Origin of the sequence: Kocuria marina (genome assembly GCA_014652975.1) — a bacterium.
In the GTDB taxonomy this organism is placed as follows: Bacteria; Actinomycetota; Actinomycetes; order Actinomycetales; family Micrococcaceae; genus Kocuria; species Kocuria marina.
In genome coordinates, this window is sequence record BMZV01000003.1 from 218,443 (window position 1) to 235,230 (window position 16,788).

General features: G+C 70.1%; 15 protein-coding genes and 1 pseudogene. 9 read left to right on the forward strand and 7 right to left on the reverse strand.

Translation table 11 applies throughout. The annotated features are described in order from the left end of the window. Positions 1 to 53: 53 nt before the first annotated feature. The gene (locus IE157_RS08735) at positions 54 to 1,679 is read left to right on the forward strand and encodes a dolichyl-phosphate-mannose--protein mannosyltransferase (protein ID WP_193519745.1); all 1,626 of its coding nucleotides are present in this window, start codon (positions 54 to 56) and stop codon (positions 1,677 to 1,679) included. On the opposite strand, the gene IE157_RS08740 is transcribed toward IE157_RS08735, so the two are convergent. The 4 genes from IE157_RS08740 to IE157_RS12905 form a co-directional block, all read right to left on the reverse strand. Continuing rightward, positions 1,663 to 2,382, reverse strand: coding sequence for a TIGR01906 family membrane protein (locus tag IE157_RS08740; protein WP_193519746.1), 720 nt, complete (start codon positions 2,380 to 2,382; stop codon positions 1,663 to 1,665). The two genes, IE157_RS08735 and IE157_RS08740, sit on opposite strands and share 17 nt — an antisense overlap. 9 nt (positions 2,383 to 2,391) lie before the next feature. Further along, positions 2,392 to 3,681 carry a L,D-transpeptidase gene (locus tag IE157_RS08745; RefSeq protein ID WP_193519747.1) on the reverse strand — a complete coding sequence of 430 codons (1,290 nt, stop codon included), beginning with the start codon at positions 3,679 to 3,681 and terminating at the stop codon, positions 2,392 to 2,394. A gap of 76 nt (positions 3,682 to 3,757) precedes the next feature. After that, complete coding sequence (locus IE157_RS08750) at positions 3,758 to 4,417, reverse strand: DUF3499 family protein (protein WP_318281405.1); 660 nt, start codon at positions 4,415 to 4,417, stop codon at positions 3,758 to 3,760. 5 nt (positions 4,418 to 4,422) lie between these two features. Next, positions 4,423 to 4,992 carry a WhiB family transcriptional regulator gene (locus tag IE157_RS12905; protein ID WP_064846188.1) on the reverse strand — a complete coding sequence of 190 codons (570 nt, stop codon included), beginning with the start codon at positions 4,990 to 4,992 and terminating at the stop codon, positions 4,423 to 4,425. Between the two features lie 233 nt (positions 4,993 to 5,225). On the opposite strand from IE157_RS12905, the gene IE157_RS08760 reads away from it, so the two are divergent. Continuing rightward, a complete protein-coding gene (locus IE157_RS08760; RefSeq protein WP_064846187.1) occupies positions 5,226 to 5,930 on the forward strand; it encodes a TIGR03089 family protein in 705 nt (234 codons plus the stop codon). Between the two features lie 98 nt (positions 5,931 to 6,028). Here the strand turns inward: IE157_RS08760 and IE157_RS08765 are convergent, their stop codons facing one another. Then, complete coding sequence (locus tag IE157_RS08765; protein WP_064846186.1) at positions 6,029 to 6,661, reverse strand: GtrA family protein; 633 nt, start codon at positions 6,659 to 6,661, stop codon at positions 6,029 to 6,031. 238 nt (positions 6,662 to 6,899) lie between these two features. Here IE157_RS08765 and IE157_RS08770 point away from each other — a divergent pair. The 5 genes and pseudogenes from IE157_RS08770 to IE157_RS08785 all read left to right on the forward strand — a co-directional run. Further along, positions 6,900 to 8,021: pseudogene (locus IE157_RS08770) on the forward strand (5-(carboxyamino)imidazole ribonucleotide synthase); the annotation flags it as partial. Between the two features lie 102 nt (positions 8,022 to 8,123). Continuing rightward, positions 8,124 to 8,630: a 5-(carboxyamino)imidazole ribonucleotide mutase gene (purE, locus tag IE157_RS12910; protein WP_318281421.1), complete on the forward strand. Its 507-nt coding sequence runs from the start codon at positions 8,124 to 8,126 to the stop codon at positions 8,628 to 8,630. 157 nt (positions 8,631 to 8,787) lie between these two features. Continuing rightward, the gene (locus tag IE157_RS08775; RefSeq protein WP_098055429.1) at positions 8,788 to 10,500 is read left to right on the forward strand and encodes an LCP family protein; all 1,713 of its coding nucleotides are present in this window, start codon (positions 8,788 to 8,790) and stop codon (positions 10,498 to 10,500) included. Between the two features lie 40 nt (positions 10,501 to 10,540). Next, entirely contained in the window at positions 10,541 to 11,533 is a 993-nt protein-coding gene (locus IE157_RS08780; protein WP_193519749.1) for a peptidoglycan bridge formation glycyltransferase FemA/FemB family protein, read from the forward strand. Next, positions 11,530 to 12,285: an SDR family NAD(P)-dependent oxidoreductase gene (locus IE157_RS08785; RefSeq protein ID WP_193519750.1), complete on the forward strand. Its 756-nt coding sequence runs from the start codon at positions 11,530 to 11,532 to the stop codon at positions 12,283 to 12,285. Before IE157_RS08780 ends, IE157_RS08785 begins: the two co-directional genes overlap by 4 nt. Before the next feature lie 172 nt (positions 12,286 to 12,457). Here IE157_RS08785 and IE157_RS08790 read toward each other — a convergent pair whose 3' ends face one another. Then, complete coding sequence (locus tag IE157_RS08790; RefSeq protein WP_156523393.1) at positions 12,458 to 14,011, reverse strand: hypothetical protein; 1,554 nt, start codon at positions 14,009 to 14,011, stop codon at positions 12,458 to 12,460. 75 nt (positions 14,012 to 14,086) lie between these two features. Further along, positions 14,087 to 15,097 (reverse strand): class II fructose-bisphosphatase, encoded by a 1,011-nt coding sequence (gene glpX, locus IE157_RS08795; protein WP_064846181.1) that lies wholly within the window; start codon positions 15,095 to 15,097, stop codon positions 14,087 to 14,089. A 140-nt stretch (positions 15,098 to 15,237) separates the two neighbouring features. On the opposite strand from glpX, the gene IE157_RS08800 reads away from it, so the two are divergent. Then, the gene (locus tag IE157_RS08800; RefSeq protein ID WP_064846180.1) at positions 15,238 to 15,915 is read left to right on the forward strand and encodes a DUF4245 domain-containing protein; all 678 of its coding nucleotides are present in this window, start codon (positions 15,238 to 15,240) and stop codon (positions 15,913 to 15,915) included. Between the two features lie 123 nt (positions 15,916 to 16,038). Next, positions 16,039 to 16,689, forward strand: coding sequence for a carbonic anhydrase (locus tag IE157_RS08805; RefSeq protein WP_082943280.1), 651 nt, complete (start codon positions 16,039 to 16,041; stop codon positions 16,687 to 16,689). Positions 16,690 to 16,788: the final 99 nt, after the last annotated feature.

A 16,788-nucleotide genomic window follows, 5' to 3' on the forward strand; every position in this document is an offset into this window, starting at 1 on the left:
GAACGCGGTGACGCCACCGTGGCCGGGCTGAATCTCCAGGGGTGCACCCTACGATGGGATCCGTGCCCTCGACTGTCTTCTCCCCCGCCTCGACCGCACCCGTGGCCCCCTCCGTGCGCGACCGCCTGCTCCCCGCGGTCACCCGGTTGCCCCGGTACTGGTGGGTCCCCCTGGCGCTCGTGACCCTGCTGGGCGGGGTGCTGCGCTTCGTGCACCTGTCGTGGCCGCACGCCGTGGTCTTCGACGAGACGTACTACCTCAAGGACGCCTACTCGCTGCTGCTCCACGGCACGGAGCAGCAATGGCCCGAGGGCGCGGACGAGGGGTTCGTCTCCGGGAACATCCCAGACACACAGGGTCACCCCTCTTTCGTGGTGCACCCGCCCCTGGGCAAGTGGCTCATCGCGATCGGGCTGTGGTTGTTCGGCGCGGACGACCCATTCGGGTGGCGCTTCTCCGCGGCCCTGTTCGGCACGGCGTCCATCGCCGTGATCTGGTGCGCGGGATGGTTGTTGTTCCGCTCGGTCACCCTGGCCACGATCGCCGGTGTGCTGACCTCCCTGGACGGGCTGCACCTCGTGGAGTCCCGCCTGGCCCTGCTGGACGTCTTCCTCATGTTCTTCCTGTTGCTCGCCTTCGTCTTCGTCCTGTTGGACCGCGACGACGGTCGACGCCGCCTGCTCGCCCGCGGCCCCGGCGGCGTCCTGGGCCCGTGGTTGGGCGTGCGGTGGTGGCGGATCGCCGCGGGCGTGGCGTGCGGTGCGGCCGCGGCCGTGAAGTGGAACGCGCTGTTCAGCATCGCCGCGCTCGGGATCCTGGCGGTGCTGTGGGACATGAACGCGCGGCGGATCGCCGGGGTCAAGAACTGGTTCGCCGGTGCGGTGCTCAAGGACGGCCCGTGGGGATTCCTGAGCATGATCGGCGTGGGCGCGGTGGTGTACGTGATCACGTGGACCGGGTGGCTCACCACGAGCACGGGCTACAACCGCAACTGGGCCGAGCTGAACCCGGGCGACGGCCCGCAGTGGCTCCCGACCGCCCTACGTTCCCTGTGGGAGTACCACGTGGCGGCCTATTCGTTCCACGCGGGGCTGTCCTCGCACCACACGTACATGGCCGGCCCGGCCACGTGGCCGGTCATGGCCCGCCCCACGTCCTACTTCTACGAATCCCCCGGACGAGGCGTGGACGGCTGCACGGTGGACTCGTGCAGCCAGGCCATCCTCAACCTGGGCAACCCCGCCGTGTGGTGGGTGGGGATCCTGGCGGTGCTGCTGGGACTGTGGTTGTGGGCGGTGCTCCGTGACTGGCGCTTCGGTGCCCTCGTGGGCGTGTACGCGGCCGGTTACCTCCCGTGGTTCCTCTACCCGGAACGCACGATGTTCTTCTTCTACGCGCTGTCCTACTTCCCCGCCATGGTCCTGCTGATCACGGGGGCGATCGGGGTGCTCACAGGCAAGCTCGCGGTCCCCCGCCTGGGTGCCACCGCGGGCACGCCGTCCGCCGCGGTGCACGAGCAGGTGATCTCACCGGTGTGGGCGCGGCGCTGGCGCAGGGTGAGCGTGGTGTTCCTGCTGCTCGTGGTGGTGCTCGCGGTGTTCTTCTGGCCCGTGTGGACCGCCCAGACCATTCCCTACGAGCACTGGCGCTGGCGGATGTGGTTCACCTCGTGGATCTGAAGGAGCGTGCCGCCCGCATCCGGCGGGTCGTGGCGAGCATGACCGCGAACGCCCCGATGAGCGCCACGAGCGCCACGGCGATCGCGGCGTCGATCCAGAACTGGGTGGGATAGAGCCGGATCAGGGTGTCCGAGATGCTGAAGGTCCACGTCCCGGAGCTGAAGAACAAGGAGTGGAACGCCGCGAAGAAGCTCTGCCACCCCACCACCGCGAACACGGCCGTGAGCAGCAACAGGACCACGGTGAGCCACGAGCCCGCGAACCACGCGGAAGAGGCGGTCCCCGGGGTCGCCCGGTGCAGGTACCAGGCCGCCAGGACGCTCAGCACGAGCAGGACGAACGCGATCAGCAGCCCCCAATACATCACGTGCTGGACGTCCCGCATGTGAGAGACCTCCGCCGGGGTGAACGCCATGCCACCCTCGCTGCTCACCAGACCGCCCAAGTACTCGGGCGGGGCCAGGTTCATGATGTAGTCCATCCCGTAGGAACCGAACGTCATCCGTTCCTGCGTGCTCATCCCCCAGTGGTCAGTGGGGAAGCCGGGGCGGTGGTACTCGAGCCACAGGAAGACCGGGGTGGCCACGAGTCGAACCCCCAGCGCCACGAGCAGGACGGGCAGAGTGAGTGCCAGGAATCCCTGGAGGATGCGCTGCACCGCGGTGGGGCGGGGCCAGGGGCCGCGTGGGATGGAGGAGCTCACCGGGCTGTATCACCAGTTTCCGTGCCAGTCCTCGTCCGAGTAGTGCTCGAACGGGATGTTCCAGTCCCCGTAGCCATCGTCGGGATCGGCCTGGGGGTAGTCAGTGTTGACCACCTCCACCATGTCACCCGGGCGGAAGGTCTCAAAAATGTAGGCCGCACCCTCCGGCGGCATCCCCACGCACCCGTGGGACACGTTGGCCACGCCCAGCACGGGCATCGCGGACGGCAGCGCCTGGTGGATGAACTCGCCGCTCCACGTCAGCCGGGACACGTTGGACGCCTCGAACGGCGGGTAGTAGTGGGGGTCGCCGGGCTTGAGGTTCAGCGACGACGCCTTGAACTCGTAGGAGGCCGCTTGCTCGATGATGACCTTCTTGCCCGTGGTGGACGGCCAGTCCGGGTTGCCCAGGGTCACGGGCCAGCGACCGGTCTCCTTGCCGTTCACGTAGGCCACGAGGGTCTTGGTGTTGTTGTCCACGAACGCGCGCTGCTCGGGTCCCGTGCGGAAGGACACGGTCTTGTTGCCGTTGCCGATCATGCCGTTGCCCAGGTCCTTGCCCAGGATGTTCGCGGTGACCTTCACCTGGGCGTTCGGGTCCCACGGTTGCTCGGGGCGGAAGCGCAGTTTGCGGTCCGAGTACCACCGGAACGCGCCGTTGCGGTGCGCCCCGTCCACGGTCACGGCCTTCTCGACCTCGTCCTTGTTCATGACGGGCTCGGAGAAGTTGAACTCCACGACCTGCCACACGCCGTAGGTCTGCCCGTCCTTGACGTTGAGGGCCACGTCCGCCTCGTGGGCGGCGTCCACCGTGCTGAACACGGACTGCCCCGTGCTGTCCCGGTCCCCGGAGCGCGCGGTGTAGTCCACCGTGTAGGTCTCGTCGAACGCAAGGGGCGCCTTCGAGCGCCACTCGTGGCCGTCCTGCGCGAGTTCGCCCTCGACCCGCTCCCCCGAGCCCGCGGCGCTCACGGTCACGTCCGTGAGTTCCCCGCCGTCCGCTGTGACGACCACGGGGTCCACGGGGTTGACCATGCTCGTGTCGGCGGCCGGGCTCACCTCGACCCGCACGGTCCCGAAACTCTTCGTGGGCGCGGGGCTCGATGGAGCGGCGTCGGCGGACGACGGCGCTGCCGGGGTGGCGTCGTTCCCCCCGGCGCACGCGCTCAGGCCCAGGAGCCCTGCGAGAGCGAGGCACGCGATGCCCGGACGACGACGCCGCGCGCTCGCCCCGGCGGGACGCGCGGGCTCGCGCGGTGTCCCGGGCAGCGGATCGCGGTGGTGGGAAGGGAGTCTCATGGGCACCTCACATCGGGGGGAGAACGGCGGCCGTGGGAATCACGGTCTCGCAGCCCACCCGGACGGGGCAACCGGGTTACGGCCGCCGCCAGTGCGGGGTGCGCAGGGCTGCGGGGAGGGGGACGAAGTCCATGCGCTGCCCCACCTGCGTATTTGCGTTCGCAATCGTACGCGTCGCTACAGAATAGCCGGTATTCACCCCGGAACGGCCCATGGGAACATGACGCGCCGGGCGCACGCCATTGGCGCCCGCGGAGCCCTCGGAACGGGGCATTTCGGCGGAACCGGAATCGCCCGCGGGGCCGGAGGAATCGGCGTCGGCCCGGGATTCGTCATCGCGGCCCTGGTAGGAGACGTCGCGCAACACGGGACCCCGTGACAGGGACGGGCCCGAGGGTCGCGCAGCCCCGGGCGGTCGCACGGCGCCCAGGAACGTACCGCGCGCCGTGCGGTGGGGTGCGGGATCCTCGTCCGGTCGGACGGCTTCCACCACAGCGTCGAGGTCGTCGTGGCTCCAGCCGTCCGGTGACTCCAGGCGCACCACGCGCCAGCCCTTGGGTGCCGTCAATGAGTCCGCGTGCACGGGGCACAGGTCGTACGCGTGCGGTTCCCTCCGCGCGGACAGGGCACCGATCACCGCGGTGGAATCGGAATAGACATAGGTCAGAGTGCACACCGCGTCACGGTTGCACATCTGCTTGGAGCACGTGCGCCGCGGAGTCTCGGGAGCAGCCACGGGGTTCAGCGTCCCCGGCGACGCAGCCTGCGCCGCTCGCGCTCGGACAGGCCGCCCCAGATCCCGAACTTCTCGTCGTTGGCCATGGCGTAGTCCAGGCACTTGCCGCTCACGGGGCACGCCTCGCACACGCGTTTGGCGTCCCGGGTGGACCCGCCCTTCTCGGGGAAGAAGGCCTCGGGATCGGTCTGGGCGCACAGGGCGTCGGTCTGCCACGCGAGCTCGCCCTCGGCGTCACCCTCGCTCACGGAGTACAGCCCGGCCACGGCCTGCCACACGGAGGCGTCCACGCTCTGGACGTCGTGGACCTCGGTGGTGCTCAGGTCTTGGGGGGTGCTCACGGGGGGTTGCGGTTCACGCGGCTTCTTGCGGTCGGAACGCAGGAGCACGTCCCCGGCGACCTCGGGGTGTGCGGCCAGGAAGGCCGTGGCGAGATCGTCCAGTGTGGTCACACCCGAGTCCCCCCGGGCTTGATCCACGGGATCCACGAACCAGTCCACGGGAGCTGCACCCCCGGTCGACCCGGGTTCGTAGTCCTCCCGAGCATCGATCTGGCGGCGTGCGGCCTCTCCCATGTCACTCCTTCCGTCCCACGCGTTCGCTGTTCAAATGTCCTCAACCAGCCCGGTTGTCCCGACCGAAAACGAGTCCGCCACGTAGGGGCGTACACCGTCGATATCCCGGTGGATCCCCTAATTACACGCGTGTAAGTCCTACTGAGTCAAGCCGAGTATCCTGGGCTTCCCGGGTCCACCGGCGCGCCGTCCGGGAACCCGTGGTTCCGTCACATACCCTAAGGAGTTTCCTCGTGGGACGCACACCCACAGACCTGACCCAGGCCCTGCAGACCGTGGCCGAGCGCCCCACCCCCGCTCTGATCTGGCGCGACGGCGCCGAACGGGTCGAGCTGTCCGGGCGGGTCCTCGTGAACTGGGTCGAGAAGGCCGCCGGGCTGCTCGTGGACGAGCTCGACGTCGGCGCCTCCGACGTCCTCACGATTTCCCCCGTGCCGCACTGGCGACTCGCGGTGCTCACGTTCGCGGCGTTACGCGCGGGTGCGCGCGTGGACTTCACGCGTCATCCCGAACCGGATTCGGTGGTCCATGCGTACCCGGAGTCTCACCCTGACGACGACGCCGCGGCCCAGACCCTGCTGGTGGTCGCCGAACCCGCACTGGCCTTCGAGTGCTCGGGGCCCCTGCCCCAGGGCGCGGTGGACTTCTGCGACGAGGTCCGGGCCCAACCGGACATGTACGGGGGTCTCGAGAACCCGGAACCCGACAGCGTGGCCCTGCCGTCCGGGGTGACCCACGCGGAGGTACTGCCGCGAGCGTTGGAGCTCGCCGGAACCGACGAGGGCACCGTGTACCTGCCGCTCACCGAGGGTTGGGGCGAGAACGCGGCCCTGCGGACCCTGGGGATCATCACGGCCGGTGGGGCGGTGTTGCTGACCGCGCGTCCCGAGGACGCCACGGCCGCTGTCCTGGACCAGGAGCGCGCAACCCGCGGTTGACACCGAAACACGGTGGCGCCTGCACCGGGCCGCGCGACCGGCGGTGGTCCGGCCGGCGTTTGTCTGGTGCAGGCGCCCTGTTCGACGGTCCTCGCGGATCAGGACGCGCGGCGCACGTCCTGCTCGGGAAGGGTGTTCGCCACCGTGTCCTCGGGCCGCGGCGCCGGGTTCCCGTGGTGGGATGCCGGGTCGTCGTGTCGGGGCGTCTTGTCCTCGCGCTGCGGGATCACGGGGATCTGCCCGGTGATGAACGCGAGTTCCTGGTCCGGGCTGCTCGCGAAGTCCGGGTCCTGGTCCAGCTTGGTGCTGAACACCCAGAAGCGGTAGGCGAAGTAGCGGAAGATCGTGCCCAAGATGGTACCGATGATCGTGCCGGAGATGAAGGACGCGGTCGCGGAGGTCAGGCCCAGGACGTAGTAGCTGACCCCGAGGCACCCGAGTTCGATCCCCATGCCGATGCCGTTGGCCACCAGGAACTGCACGAGTTCCTTGCGTTTGTCCTCTTGGCGCTTGTCCCGGAAGGTCCACAACCGGTTGGCGACCCACGAGAAGATGATGGCCACGACCGTGGCGACCACTTTGGCCTTGATGTGGCTTTCCGCGAAGTACTGCGTGTGCATGAGTACCCAGACCAGGCCCGCGTTGATGGCGAACGCAGCCGCACCCACAACCCCGAACTTCGCGAGTTCTTTGACGAACAGATTCCACAGCGCGTGTGCGCGATCAAACATTTTGTTCAAGATTCGATCCCAATCTGACGCTCGGGGAAGAGGGATGGGTGGCCGCACCGGCGTGGCCCGCCGCCGACCCGTGACCCGCCACGACACGGATGATGTGGCCTCCGCAGGAAGATTGAGTGCATCGTACTCCGAAATGGCTGAACGTCCGCTGTGGCGCTAGCCTGAAACCGTGAATTCTCCCATTACCGGTCCTGTCATTGGTGTGGTGGGCGGCGGGCAGTTGGCCCGCATGATGGCCCCCGCCGCCGTCGCTCTCGGCGTGGAACTGCGCGTGTTGGCCGAGGGCCCGGAGGTCAGTGCCGTGGCCGCGGTGCGCACGGCACCCACAGGTGACTACACGGATCTCGAGACCCTGCAGCGTTTCGCCGCGGACGTGGATGTGCTCACGTTCGACCACGAACACGTTCCCACCGAGCATCTGCGCGCGCTCGAGTCGCAGGGTGTGGCGGTGCGTCCGGGGCCGTCCGCCCTGGTGCATGCGCAGGACAAGCTCGTGATGCGCCGCGCCGTCGCCGAGCTGGGCCTGCCCAATCCGCAGTGGCAGGAAGTCTACTCCCCGCAGGAACTCGTGGCGTTCGGCGAGCGCGTGGGTTGGCCCGTGATCCTCAAAACCCCGCGGGGCGGGTATGACGGCAAGGGCGTCCTCAAGGTCGACGGCCCGCAGGACGCCGGCACCGGCACCGCCGCCGAGTGGTTCGAACGCGCCACCGGCCAGGACGACGGCGCCGGGTTGCTCGCCGAGGAAGCGGTCGCGTTCTCGCGGGAACTGTCCGCGATGGTCGCGCGCCGGCCCTCGGGGCAGACCGTGGCGTGGCCCGTGGTGGAGTCCATCCAGGTGGCCGGGGTGTGCGACGAGGTCATCGCCCCCGCCCCCGGCCTGGATCCCCAGGTGGCCCGCGCGGCACAGGACGCCGCGGTCCGGTTGGCCGAGGAACTGGGCGTGACCGGAGTGATGGCCGTGGAGCTGTTCGAGACCCCCGGGACGGACGCGGGTTTCGCGGTCAACGAGCTCGCCATGCGCCCCCACAACTCGGGCCACTGGAGCATGGACGGATCCGTCACGGGACAGTTCGAGCAGCACCTGCGCGCCGTGCTGGACTGGCCCCTGGGCGCCACGGACGTCGTGGCCGGGGCGGCCGTGATGAAGAACTACCTGGGCGGGGACAACCAGGACCTCTTCGCCGCGTATCCGCAGGCACTGAGCGCGGAACCCCGCGCCAAGATCCACAACTACGGCAAGTCCGTGCGCCCGGGGCGCAAGATCGGTCACGTCAACGTGGTGGGCGGCGCCCACGAGGTGCAGCGGCTGCGGGAGATCGCGACCCACGCGGCGAGCATCCTGCGCGACGGCGAGGACCGCGGGGTGCGACCCACCGACGTGAGCGATGCTCCCGAGCGGCAACCGTGGGGTGCGGTCCCGTCCGGTCAGGACGAGGCCCCGCGCGTGGGTCTCGTGATGGGCTCGGACTCGGACTGGGCCACCATGCGGGCCGCGGCCGAGGCCCTCGAGGAACTCGGGGTCCCGTACGAGGCGGACGTGGTTTCCGCGCACCGGATGCCCACCGAGATGCTCGAGTACGGCCGTACCGCCCACGAGCGTGGCCTGCGGGTCATCATCGCCGGGGCCGGCGGTGCCGCCCACCTGCCGGGCATGCTCGCGTCCGTCACGCCGCTGCCCGTGATCGGGGTGCCCGTGGCGTTGAAGACCCTGGACGGCATGGATTCCCTGCTGTCCATCGTGCAGATGCCCGCGGGGGTTCCCGTGGCCACGGTGTCGATCAACGGCGCCCGCAACGCCGGTCTGCTCGCCGCCCGGGTGCTGGGATCGGCGTCGGACGCGTCCGGGCAGGACCTGCGGGAACGACTGCGGGACTTCGCACAGGAGCTCTCGGAAGCGGCGCACCGGAAGGGCTCCGTGCTGCGTGACGCCGTGAGCCGCGGAACCGCCTCCCAGGACTGAGCGCCACCCCCTTCGGGGTGCATTGTCGGCCCGGACCCAGGCGGACAAGGCACAATGATCGGGTCGGGATCCGTTCTCCTCTGATGGATCCCGGCCCGGCGGGCCCGCACCCATGGCCCGTCGCAACACCGACTTCCCCTTCAGCACGGAGTTGCACGTGAACGGATCCAGCGACCGGCCCGACGACGCCGCCCCCCATCCCACGGCCACCAAGGCCTACGAGAGCGTGGCGTCGGGCTCCCACACCGCATCGGACGAGCCGCCCGCGGGCGCCACCGCCGAGCGTCACCCGGGCGACGGGCCGCGACGATCGCGTTCCCGCGTGGGGGATCCCCTCAGGAGTCCCCGGTTCGCTGCACCCGCCACCCGCACCAAGCGGGCCTGGTGGCTGCTGGGTACCACGCTGCTCGTGCCCGGTTCCGCGCAACTCGTGGCGGGCCGACGCGGCCTGGGGCGGATCGCCGTGCGCGTGACCGCCGTGGTGTGGGCGCTCGTGCTCGCCGCCCTGTTGTTGTGGGTCGTGTGGCGCAGCGCGCTGATCTGGTTGCTGACCAACACCGTGACCTCCGCGGTGCTCATGTACGGCCTCGTGGCGCTCGCGATCGGGTGGGTGCTGTTGTGGTTCGACACGCTGCGCCTGATCAGACCCGGGCTGCTCGGGGACGGGACGCGCCGGGCCGTGGTGCTCGTGACCGTGCTCGCGATGCTCGTGACCGGAGGGGGACTCGGCTACGCGGCGCACCTGGTCTCCGTGGCCCGCAACGCGGTCTCGGACATCTTCGGCGGGGGCATGCCGTTCGCCCCGGCGGACGGGCGCTATAACATCCTGCTCATGGGCGGTGACGCCGGTGACGACCGCGAGGGCCGCCGCCCGGACTCCATGACGGTGCTCAGCATCGACGCCTCCTCGGGGCAGACGGTCACGATCTCCCTGCCCCGCAACCTGCAGAACGTCCCGTTCCCGGCGGACTCCCCCATGAACGCGGTCTACCCCGAGGGGTTCAATTGCGGGGACGAGTGCATCATGAACGCCGTCTACACGGACGTGATGCAGAACCACAAGGACCTCTACCCGGACGTCGCCGATCCCGGGGCGCAGGCCACCAAGGAGGCCGCCGAGGGCGTCACGGGCCTGAAGATCCAGGCGTACGCGCTGATCGACATGGACGGCTTCGCGTCCCTCGTGGACGCGCTCGGCGGGATCGACATCAACGTGGGTGGCCGCGTACCGATCGGCGGCGGGACCAACCTGGACACGGGGCTGAAGAACCCCATCCTGGGGTGGATCGAGCCCGGGACCCAGCACATGGACGGCTACCACGCCCTGTGGTACGCCCGCTCCCGCGAGGGCGCCACGGACTACGACCGCCAGGCCCGGCAGCGTTGCGTCCAGGCCGCGATGCTCGCGCAGCTGAACCCGGTCGCGGTGGCCACCAAGTTCGACGAGCTCGCGAGCTCTGGCCAGCAGATCCTCGAGACGGACATCCCGCAGTCCTCGATCGGCTCCATGGTCACCGTGGCCACGAAGGCCAAGGACCACGAGCTGCAGGCGTACGCGGCGGGTCCTCCCTACTACGACCAGTCCTTCCCCACCTATCCGGACTACGCGCAATTCCAGTCCGACGTCTCCCGGGTCCTGGCGAACGCGAACGGCGACGACGCCCAGGCCGCCGGGGGCGCGCGCGGCGACGCAGCGGTGCCGTCCGCCGACACGCCCGGCACCGTGGGTTCCCAGGGTGCGGCGCGAACGGGCGGGGTGTCCGCGCTGGGCGGCGGTGCGGGCGTCGGGACGGCCGTGGTCGTGCCCGCCGCGCTCAAGGTACCGGTGCAGGAGCAGTTGTCGCCGAACGGGACGTGCTCGGTCCCCTGACCCGGCACCCCGGGCCCGCGCACTCGGTACAGTTGAGGGCGTGGCGAACATCCTGCAGTCCCCCGAATGGGCACGGTTTCAGCAAAGCATCGGACACCGCGTGATCCAGGCGAATGGGCCGGGCTGGCGGTACCTCGCGACCGTCGAGGGCGGGCGCACCGGACGGTACCTGTACTGCCCGTACGGCCCCGAAGCGGACTCCCCGCACACGTTCGACGCCGCTCTGGCGGACCTCACGGCGCAGGCCGAGGCGCACCGGTGCTGGTTCGTGCGCGTGGAGCCGATCAACGGTCACCCGGTGGACGGTCTGGAGACCCCGGAGGCATCGCTCAAGCGGCGAGGCATGAAGCTCGCGCCGCGCCAGGTGCAACCGGGACACACCCAGCTGATCGACCTGCGCAAGGACGCCAAGGACCTGCTCAAGGACATGAAGTCCACCAACCGCAATCTCTACCGCAACATCCACAAGAAGGGCGTGAGCATCGAGCGCTCCGAGGATCCCGCGGACGTGCGGTACCTGCTGACCTTCCTGGACGCGACCGCCAAGCGGCGCAACTTCAATCGGCAGCATGACGACTACCTGCGGGCCGTCGCGGAATCGCTCATGCCCGCGGGTGCCGCGAGCCTCTACCTCGCCAAGCTGGACGGTGAGCCGATCGCGGCCTCGCTCGTGTACGACTCCGAGGACACCCGCACCTACGCGCACGCGGCCACGGACCAAACCCACCGGAAGCTCTCGGCGGGGATCCCGCTCGTGGTGACCATGATCATGGACGCCAAGGAGAAGGGGCTCACGTGGTTCGACCTCTTCGGCACCGCTCCCGAGGGCGCGGGGCCCGAACACGAGTGGTACGGCTTCACGTCCTTCAAGAAGTCCTTCGGCGGCGAGCCCGTGTCCTACCCGGGGACGTGGGACCTGCCGGTCTCCCGCGCGGGCTACACCGCCTACGGTGCGGTGCGCGCGGGCCGTGAGACCCTCGGGGCAGCCCGGCGCAAACTGCGCACCCTGCGCGAGCGTAGGGTGGGCGCATGACTCGCACAGCCCTGATCACGGGTGCCACCGGTGGCATCGGACGTTCCTTCACCCATGCCCTGCACGAGCGCGGCTACGGCCTGATCCTCACGGGCCGCAGCACCGAGAAGCTCACGGAACTGTCCCAGACCGTCACGGGCGGCACCGCGCAGATCGTCGTGGCGGACCTCGGGACCACCGAGGGGATCGACACCATCGTGGACGTGCTGGAACGCAACCCCGTGGACCTGCTGATCAACAACGCGGGCTTCGGCAGTCACGGCGAGTTCGCCCACCTGGACCTGGACCACGAGATCGAGGAGCTCACGGTCAACGTCCGGGCCCTCATGACGCTGACCCACACCGCCCTGGGTGCCATGACCGCCGCGGGGCACGGCGCGATCGTGAACATCGCGTCCGTGGCGGGCTTCCAGCCCCTGCCGTCCATGGCCACGTATAGCGCGTCCAAGGCGTTCGTGGACCGCTTCAGCCTCGCCGTGGGTGTGGAGGCCCGCAAGCACGGCGTACACGTGTTGAGCGTTAACCCCGGTCCCGTGGACACCCAGTTCTTCACGGTCGCCAATGCGCAGGCCATCGAGCTGGGCCGTTCCGCGAATCCGGACGACCTCGTGGCCGCGACACTCACGGCACTCGACAAGAAGCGGTCCCGGCTCGTGTTCCCGCGCGCGTACTACGTCCTGGACGCCCTCACGGGCGTGCTCCCGCGGTCGCTGGTCGCGCGCGCCGCGAACGTGGTCTCGGGCCGCAAGTAGTCCCACCCCGCGCCGGCAGAGTTCGTCCCGGGCGGGCGGGGCTCGTCTCCCGGGCGGGCAAGTCTCGTCCCGGCCGCGCCGTGCGGCCAGGCACGGCCCTCTTCGCGCCGCGCGCCTCGGCTCGCGCGAGTCGTCCACACCGTCCACGGCGTGCGCCGCAGGTCAGGCCCGTTCACCAGCGGGCGGCGTCGCGGACCGCCGCCCGGCCCTCCTCGACGGCGCGACGCAGCAGTCCGGCGGCCGCGCTCTGACGCCGCGAAGCGCTCTGCGTGTCCCCGTCCGTGCTCGGGGTTCCGGTGACCGGTGTGCCGGTGGACTGCGCGGTCCGCTTGCGGCGGGCCAGCGGGCCCGGAAGCATGCCCGTGATCATGCCGCCCCGCGCCGAGCGTGGTGAACGGGCCGCCCCGGAGTCCTTCGATGTACCGCCCGGGAGCTGATCCGCGGAGCGCACCAGATCCGGATCGGCGTCCACCCCGGGGCTCGTCCGGGAGGACGGCGCGGCGTCGTCCTCACGGGAACGCGCTGCGGTAAGACTGTCGGATGGCTCGACGGGCGAGCCCTCGAAAGCCGCGGACCCGGCAGTCGCGTTCCCGGCGCGTGCCGGCTGGGGCACGTTGTGGGGGGCCGCGGCCGACGTCGTCGGCTCGGGTGCGGCGTCGTCGCGGACCGCGGGCTGCTCCGGCAACAGGTCGTCGGGGGCCGCGTTCTTCGAGCGTCTGCCCAGGAACCGGCGCCGGGTCTTCTCCACACGGCCGGCCACCTGGAACTCGCCGAGCAGCGGGTACTCCCACGTGCCGGGGGCCTCGTGCTCCTCGGTCGCGAGCTCGCGCAACACCATGGGTTGCGAGGGCCGGTCGGGGTCCCCCGCGAGCACCTTGTGCACCTGGCGCTGCTGCAGTTGGACCAGGCCCGTGAGCAGGAGGGCGTCGTCCACGCCCAGCTGGCGGGCGCGATCGGTGAAACCCAGCCGGTAGATCATGGCGGATTCCCCGGTGTGCACGAACCACAGGTACCCCAGGGCGGTCTCCGTCCCGTCCTCGAGGTGCTCGGTGGCCACGAGAAACACGGAGTTCTCCCCCACGGCGCGTAACAGTTCACGGATGTACTCACTGCGCAGACCCACGTTGGACAGATCGCGGTCCGAGGCGCGCACCCGGCGCACCCGCACGCCGGAATCACGCAGCCCGGCGCGGCAGCGCTGCAGCGTGTCATCCGACAACCGCTTGGACAGCTCACCCTCGGTCTCGCCCAGTCGCACCACGAGGTGACGCGGTCCGGCCTCCCCCTTGCGGGGCTTGTCCGCGCGGCGGTAGCCCGCGCCGGTGAGCAGCTCGGTGAGTTCGGGGGTGGCGTCGGTGTCCGGGCTCACCCGTAACACGGCGGCCTCGTGTGCCGTGCGGGCGTGGTCCTGCAACGCGGCCAGGACCTCCGTGAGGTGGCGCGGATTCTTGACGTGCAGGGACCGGGCGTCCACGACCGTGTGCAGGTCCTCCCGCAGGATCACCAACTGGCTGTAGCCCACGGTCTGCTGACCCCGATCCACGGCCACGCGTTCGACCCTGGCGTCCTGCGCGGTCAGGGCCTCGGCGTCACCGATGCCCCACAGCAATTCGGGGTGTCCGCCCGTGACACGGACCCGGGCGTCCCAGGTCTTCCGATTTCCGCAGGGGGTCACGCTCAGCGCCACGGGGTTTCCTCTCCTCAGGCCCACAACGCGTTCCAGCATAGCCGGGCACATACCGCGCGCGTGCCCTCCCCGACCGGGGTGAACACGCGCGCGGTGTGTAGAGAGTGGCGGGGATCAGCCCTGGTTGCGCTCGTACTTCTCCCACTTCTTGGCCAGGTGCTCGGCCTCGACCATGCGCACCGTGCCCGAACGCGAACGCATCACGATGGACTGGGTGGTGATGGTGCGCCCGCGGTAGCGCACACCGCGCAGCAGGTCGCCGTCGGTGATGCCCGTGGCGGCGAAGAAGCAGTTGTCGGACGTCACGAGCTCGTCCGTGGTGAGGATCCGATCCACGTCGAGTCCTGCGGCGGCGGCCTTCTCCCGCTCGGCGTCGTCCGTGGGGGCCAGCCGGCCCTGGATCACACCGCCGGTGGCCTTGACGGCGCACGCGGTCACGATGCCCTCGGGCGTGCCGCCGATGCCCATCATGATGTCCACGCCGGTGCCCTCACGGCACGCGGCGATCGCCCCGGCGACGTCCCCGTCGAGGATCATGCGGGTGCGGGCACCGGTCGCGCGGATCTCGTCCACGAGGCCCTGGTGGCGGGGGCGGTCCAGGACGCACACGGTGACCTGGTTGGCCTTGACACCCTTGGCCTTGGCCACGAGGTGCACGTTCTGCTTGACGGGCAGGCGCAGGTCCACGAGATCGGCGGCCTCGGGGCCCACCACGAGCTTGTCCATGTAGAACACCGCGGAGGGGTCGAACATGGAGCCGCCGTCCGCCACGGCGATCACGGCTAGCGCGTTGTTCATGCCGAGAGCGGTGAGCCGGGTGCCGTCGATGGGGTCCACGGCGACGTCCGAAGCCGGGCCCTTGCCGTCGCCCACCTGTTCGCCGTTGAACAGCATGGGGGCCTCGTCCTTCTCGCCCTCACCGATCACCACGGTGCCGTTGAAGTCCACGGTGGAGAGGAACGAACGCATGGCGTCCACGGCCGCGCCGTCCGCGCTGTTCTTGTCACCGGCGCCCACCCAGTGGCCACCCGCGATCGCGGCGGCCTCCGTGACCCGCACCAGTTCCAAGGCCAAATTCCGGTCCGCCACATTGCCCGCTCTGCTCTGCTGGGTCGCTTCTGCCACGTTGTTCCTCACATTCGAGTTTCGGGTCGCCCCGGTGGCCGCCTGCCGGGCCCCGGCGGCACCACCATGACACGTACGTCCAGCATATCCCCGGGTTCCCAGGATTGGGCCGGTCCCCGGGAGCACGGCACAATGGGTCCGTGAGTTCTTCCGCTTCCGGTCCCGGTGCCGGGTCCTCCCCCGATCCCCGCGACGCGCACGCCGCGCCCGCCTCCGCCGCGGCCGACGACGCCGCCACCCCGGACGCGGGTCAGGCGCCGGTCCCGCAGCTCACCCGCAAGCAGGCCTCGCGGATCAACGCACCCATCCGCGGCATGGTCATCTCCATGCTCGTGCTCATCCTCCTGTTGTTGCCGTTTTTGTGGTTGCAGCCCAAGCCCGATGCCCAGCCCTACCGAGCACACGTGGACGTGAGCGAGGAGGCGCGCTTTGCGGGTGACCAGGCCCCGTTCACCCCCGCGGCCCCGGCGTTGGGGGACGGGTGGAGCGCCAACTACGCGCGCTGGGAGGCGCAGTCCCAGGACGGCGTCCCCCTGTGGAACGTGGGTTTCCTCTCCCCCGGTTACCACCTGGTGGACATGGCGCAGACCGCCCGGTCCAATCCCACGTGGCTCGCGCAGCGCACCCAGCTGATCCCGCCCACGGACGAGCGCACGGTCAATGGGATCACATGGCAGATCCATCACCGTGACGCCTCGGGCAAGCAGGACGAGTTCACCGCGTGGGTCGGTGAGCTCAAGGACTCCACGGTGGTGCTCAGCGGCCAGGCCCCGAGCGCCGAGTTCGAGCACGTCGCGGGGGCCGTGTCCGGGCAGTGACGCCGGGCAGCGGGACCGGGCGCAGCGACGTCGTCGAACCGAGGTCCCGGAACCGGGGCTAGTCTAGGACACGAGCGAGCCGACCCGGCCCAGCCATCGTGCCTTCGAGATTTGGAGATCAGCGTGAGCACTCAGCCGTCTGCCGTGGAGAACACACCCCGCACCCCGTTGGGGGCCTGGCGGAAACTGCGGGAGGGCAACGCCCGGTTCATCTCGGGTGACACCCTGCACCCCCACCAGGACGCCCAGCGCCGCAAGGACCTCGCGCAGTCCCAGAAGCCGTTCGCGGTGATCTTCGGGTGCTCCGACTCCCGCCTGGCCGCGGAGATCATCTTCGATCTCGGGCTCGGCGACGCCTTCGTGATCCGCACCGCGGGCCAGGTGATCGACAACGCCGTCCTGGGCACGCTCGAGTACGCGATCGAGGTCCTCGGCACGCCGCTGATCATGGTGCTCGGCCACGACTCGTGCGGCGCCGTGACCGCGACCAAGGCCTCCGTGGAATCCGGGGAACTGCCCCGCGGTTTCCAGCGGGACCTCGTGGAGCGCATCACGCCGTCGGTGCTCGAGGCCCGGAGGCAGGGCCACACGGACCTACAGGACATGGTCGTGGAGCACACCAAGCAGACCGCGGCGCGCATGCTCGACCAGTCCGCGGCGATCTCCGGCGCGGTCTCCCGGGGCGAAGCCGCCGTGGTCGGCGTGTTCTACCACCTCTCGGACGGCCAGGCGGACCTCGTCTACAGCAACGACCCGGCGTTCCGGGACGCGTGAGTCCCCCTCCCGGATCCCACCTCCCATGCCCTGCTGAATGATGACGACGCCGCGCGCTCCCCGGGCACGCGGCGTCGTCGTCCTCCGCACCGCGGTAGT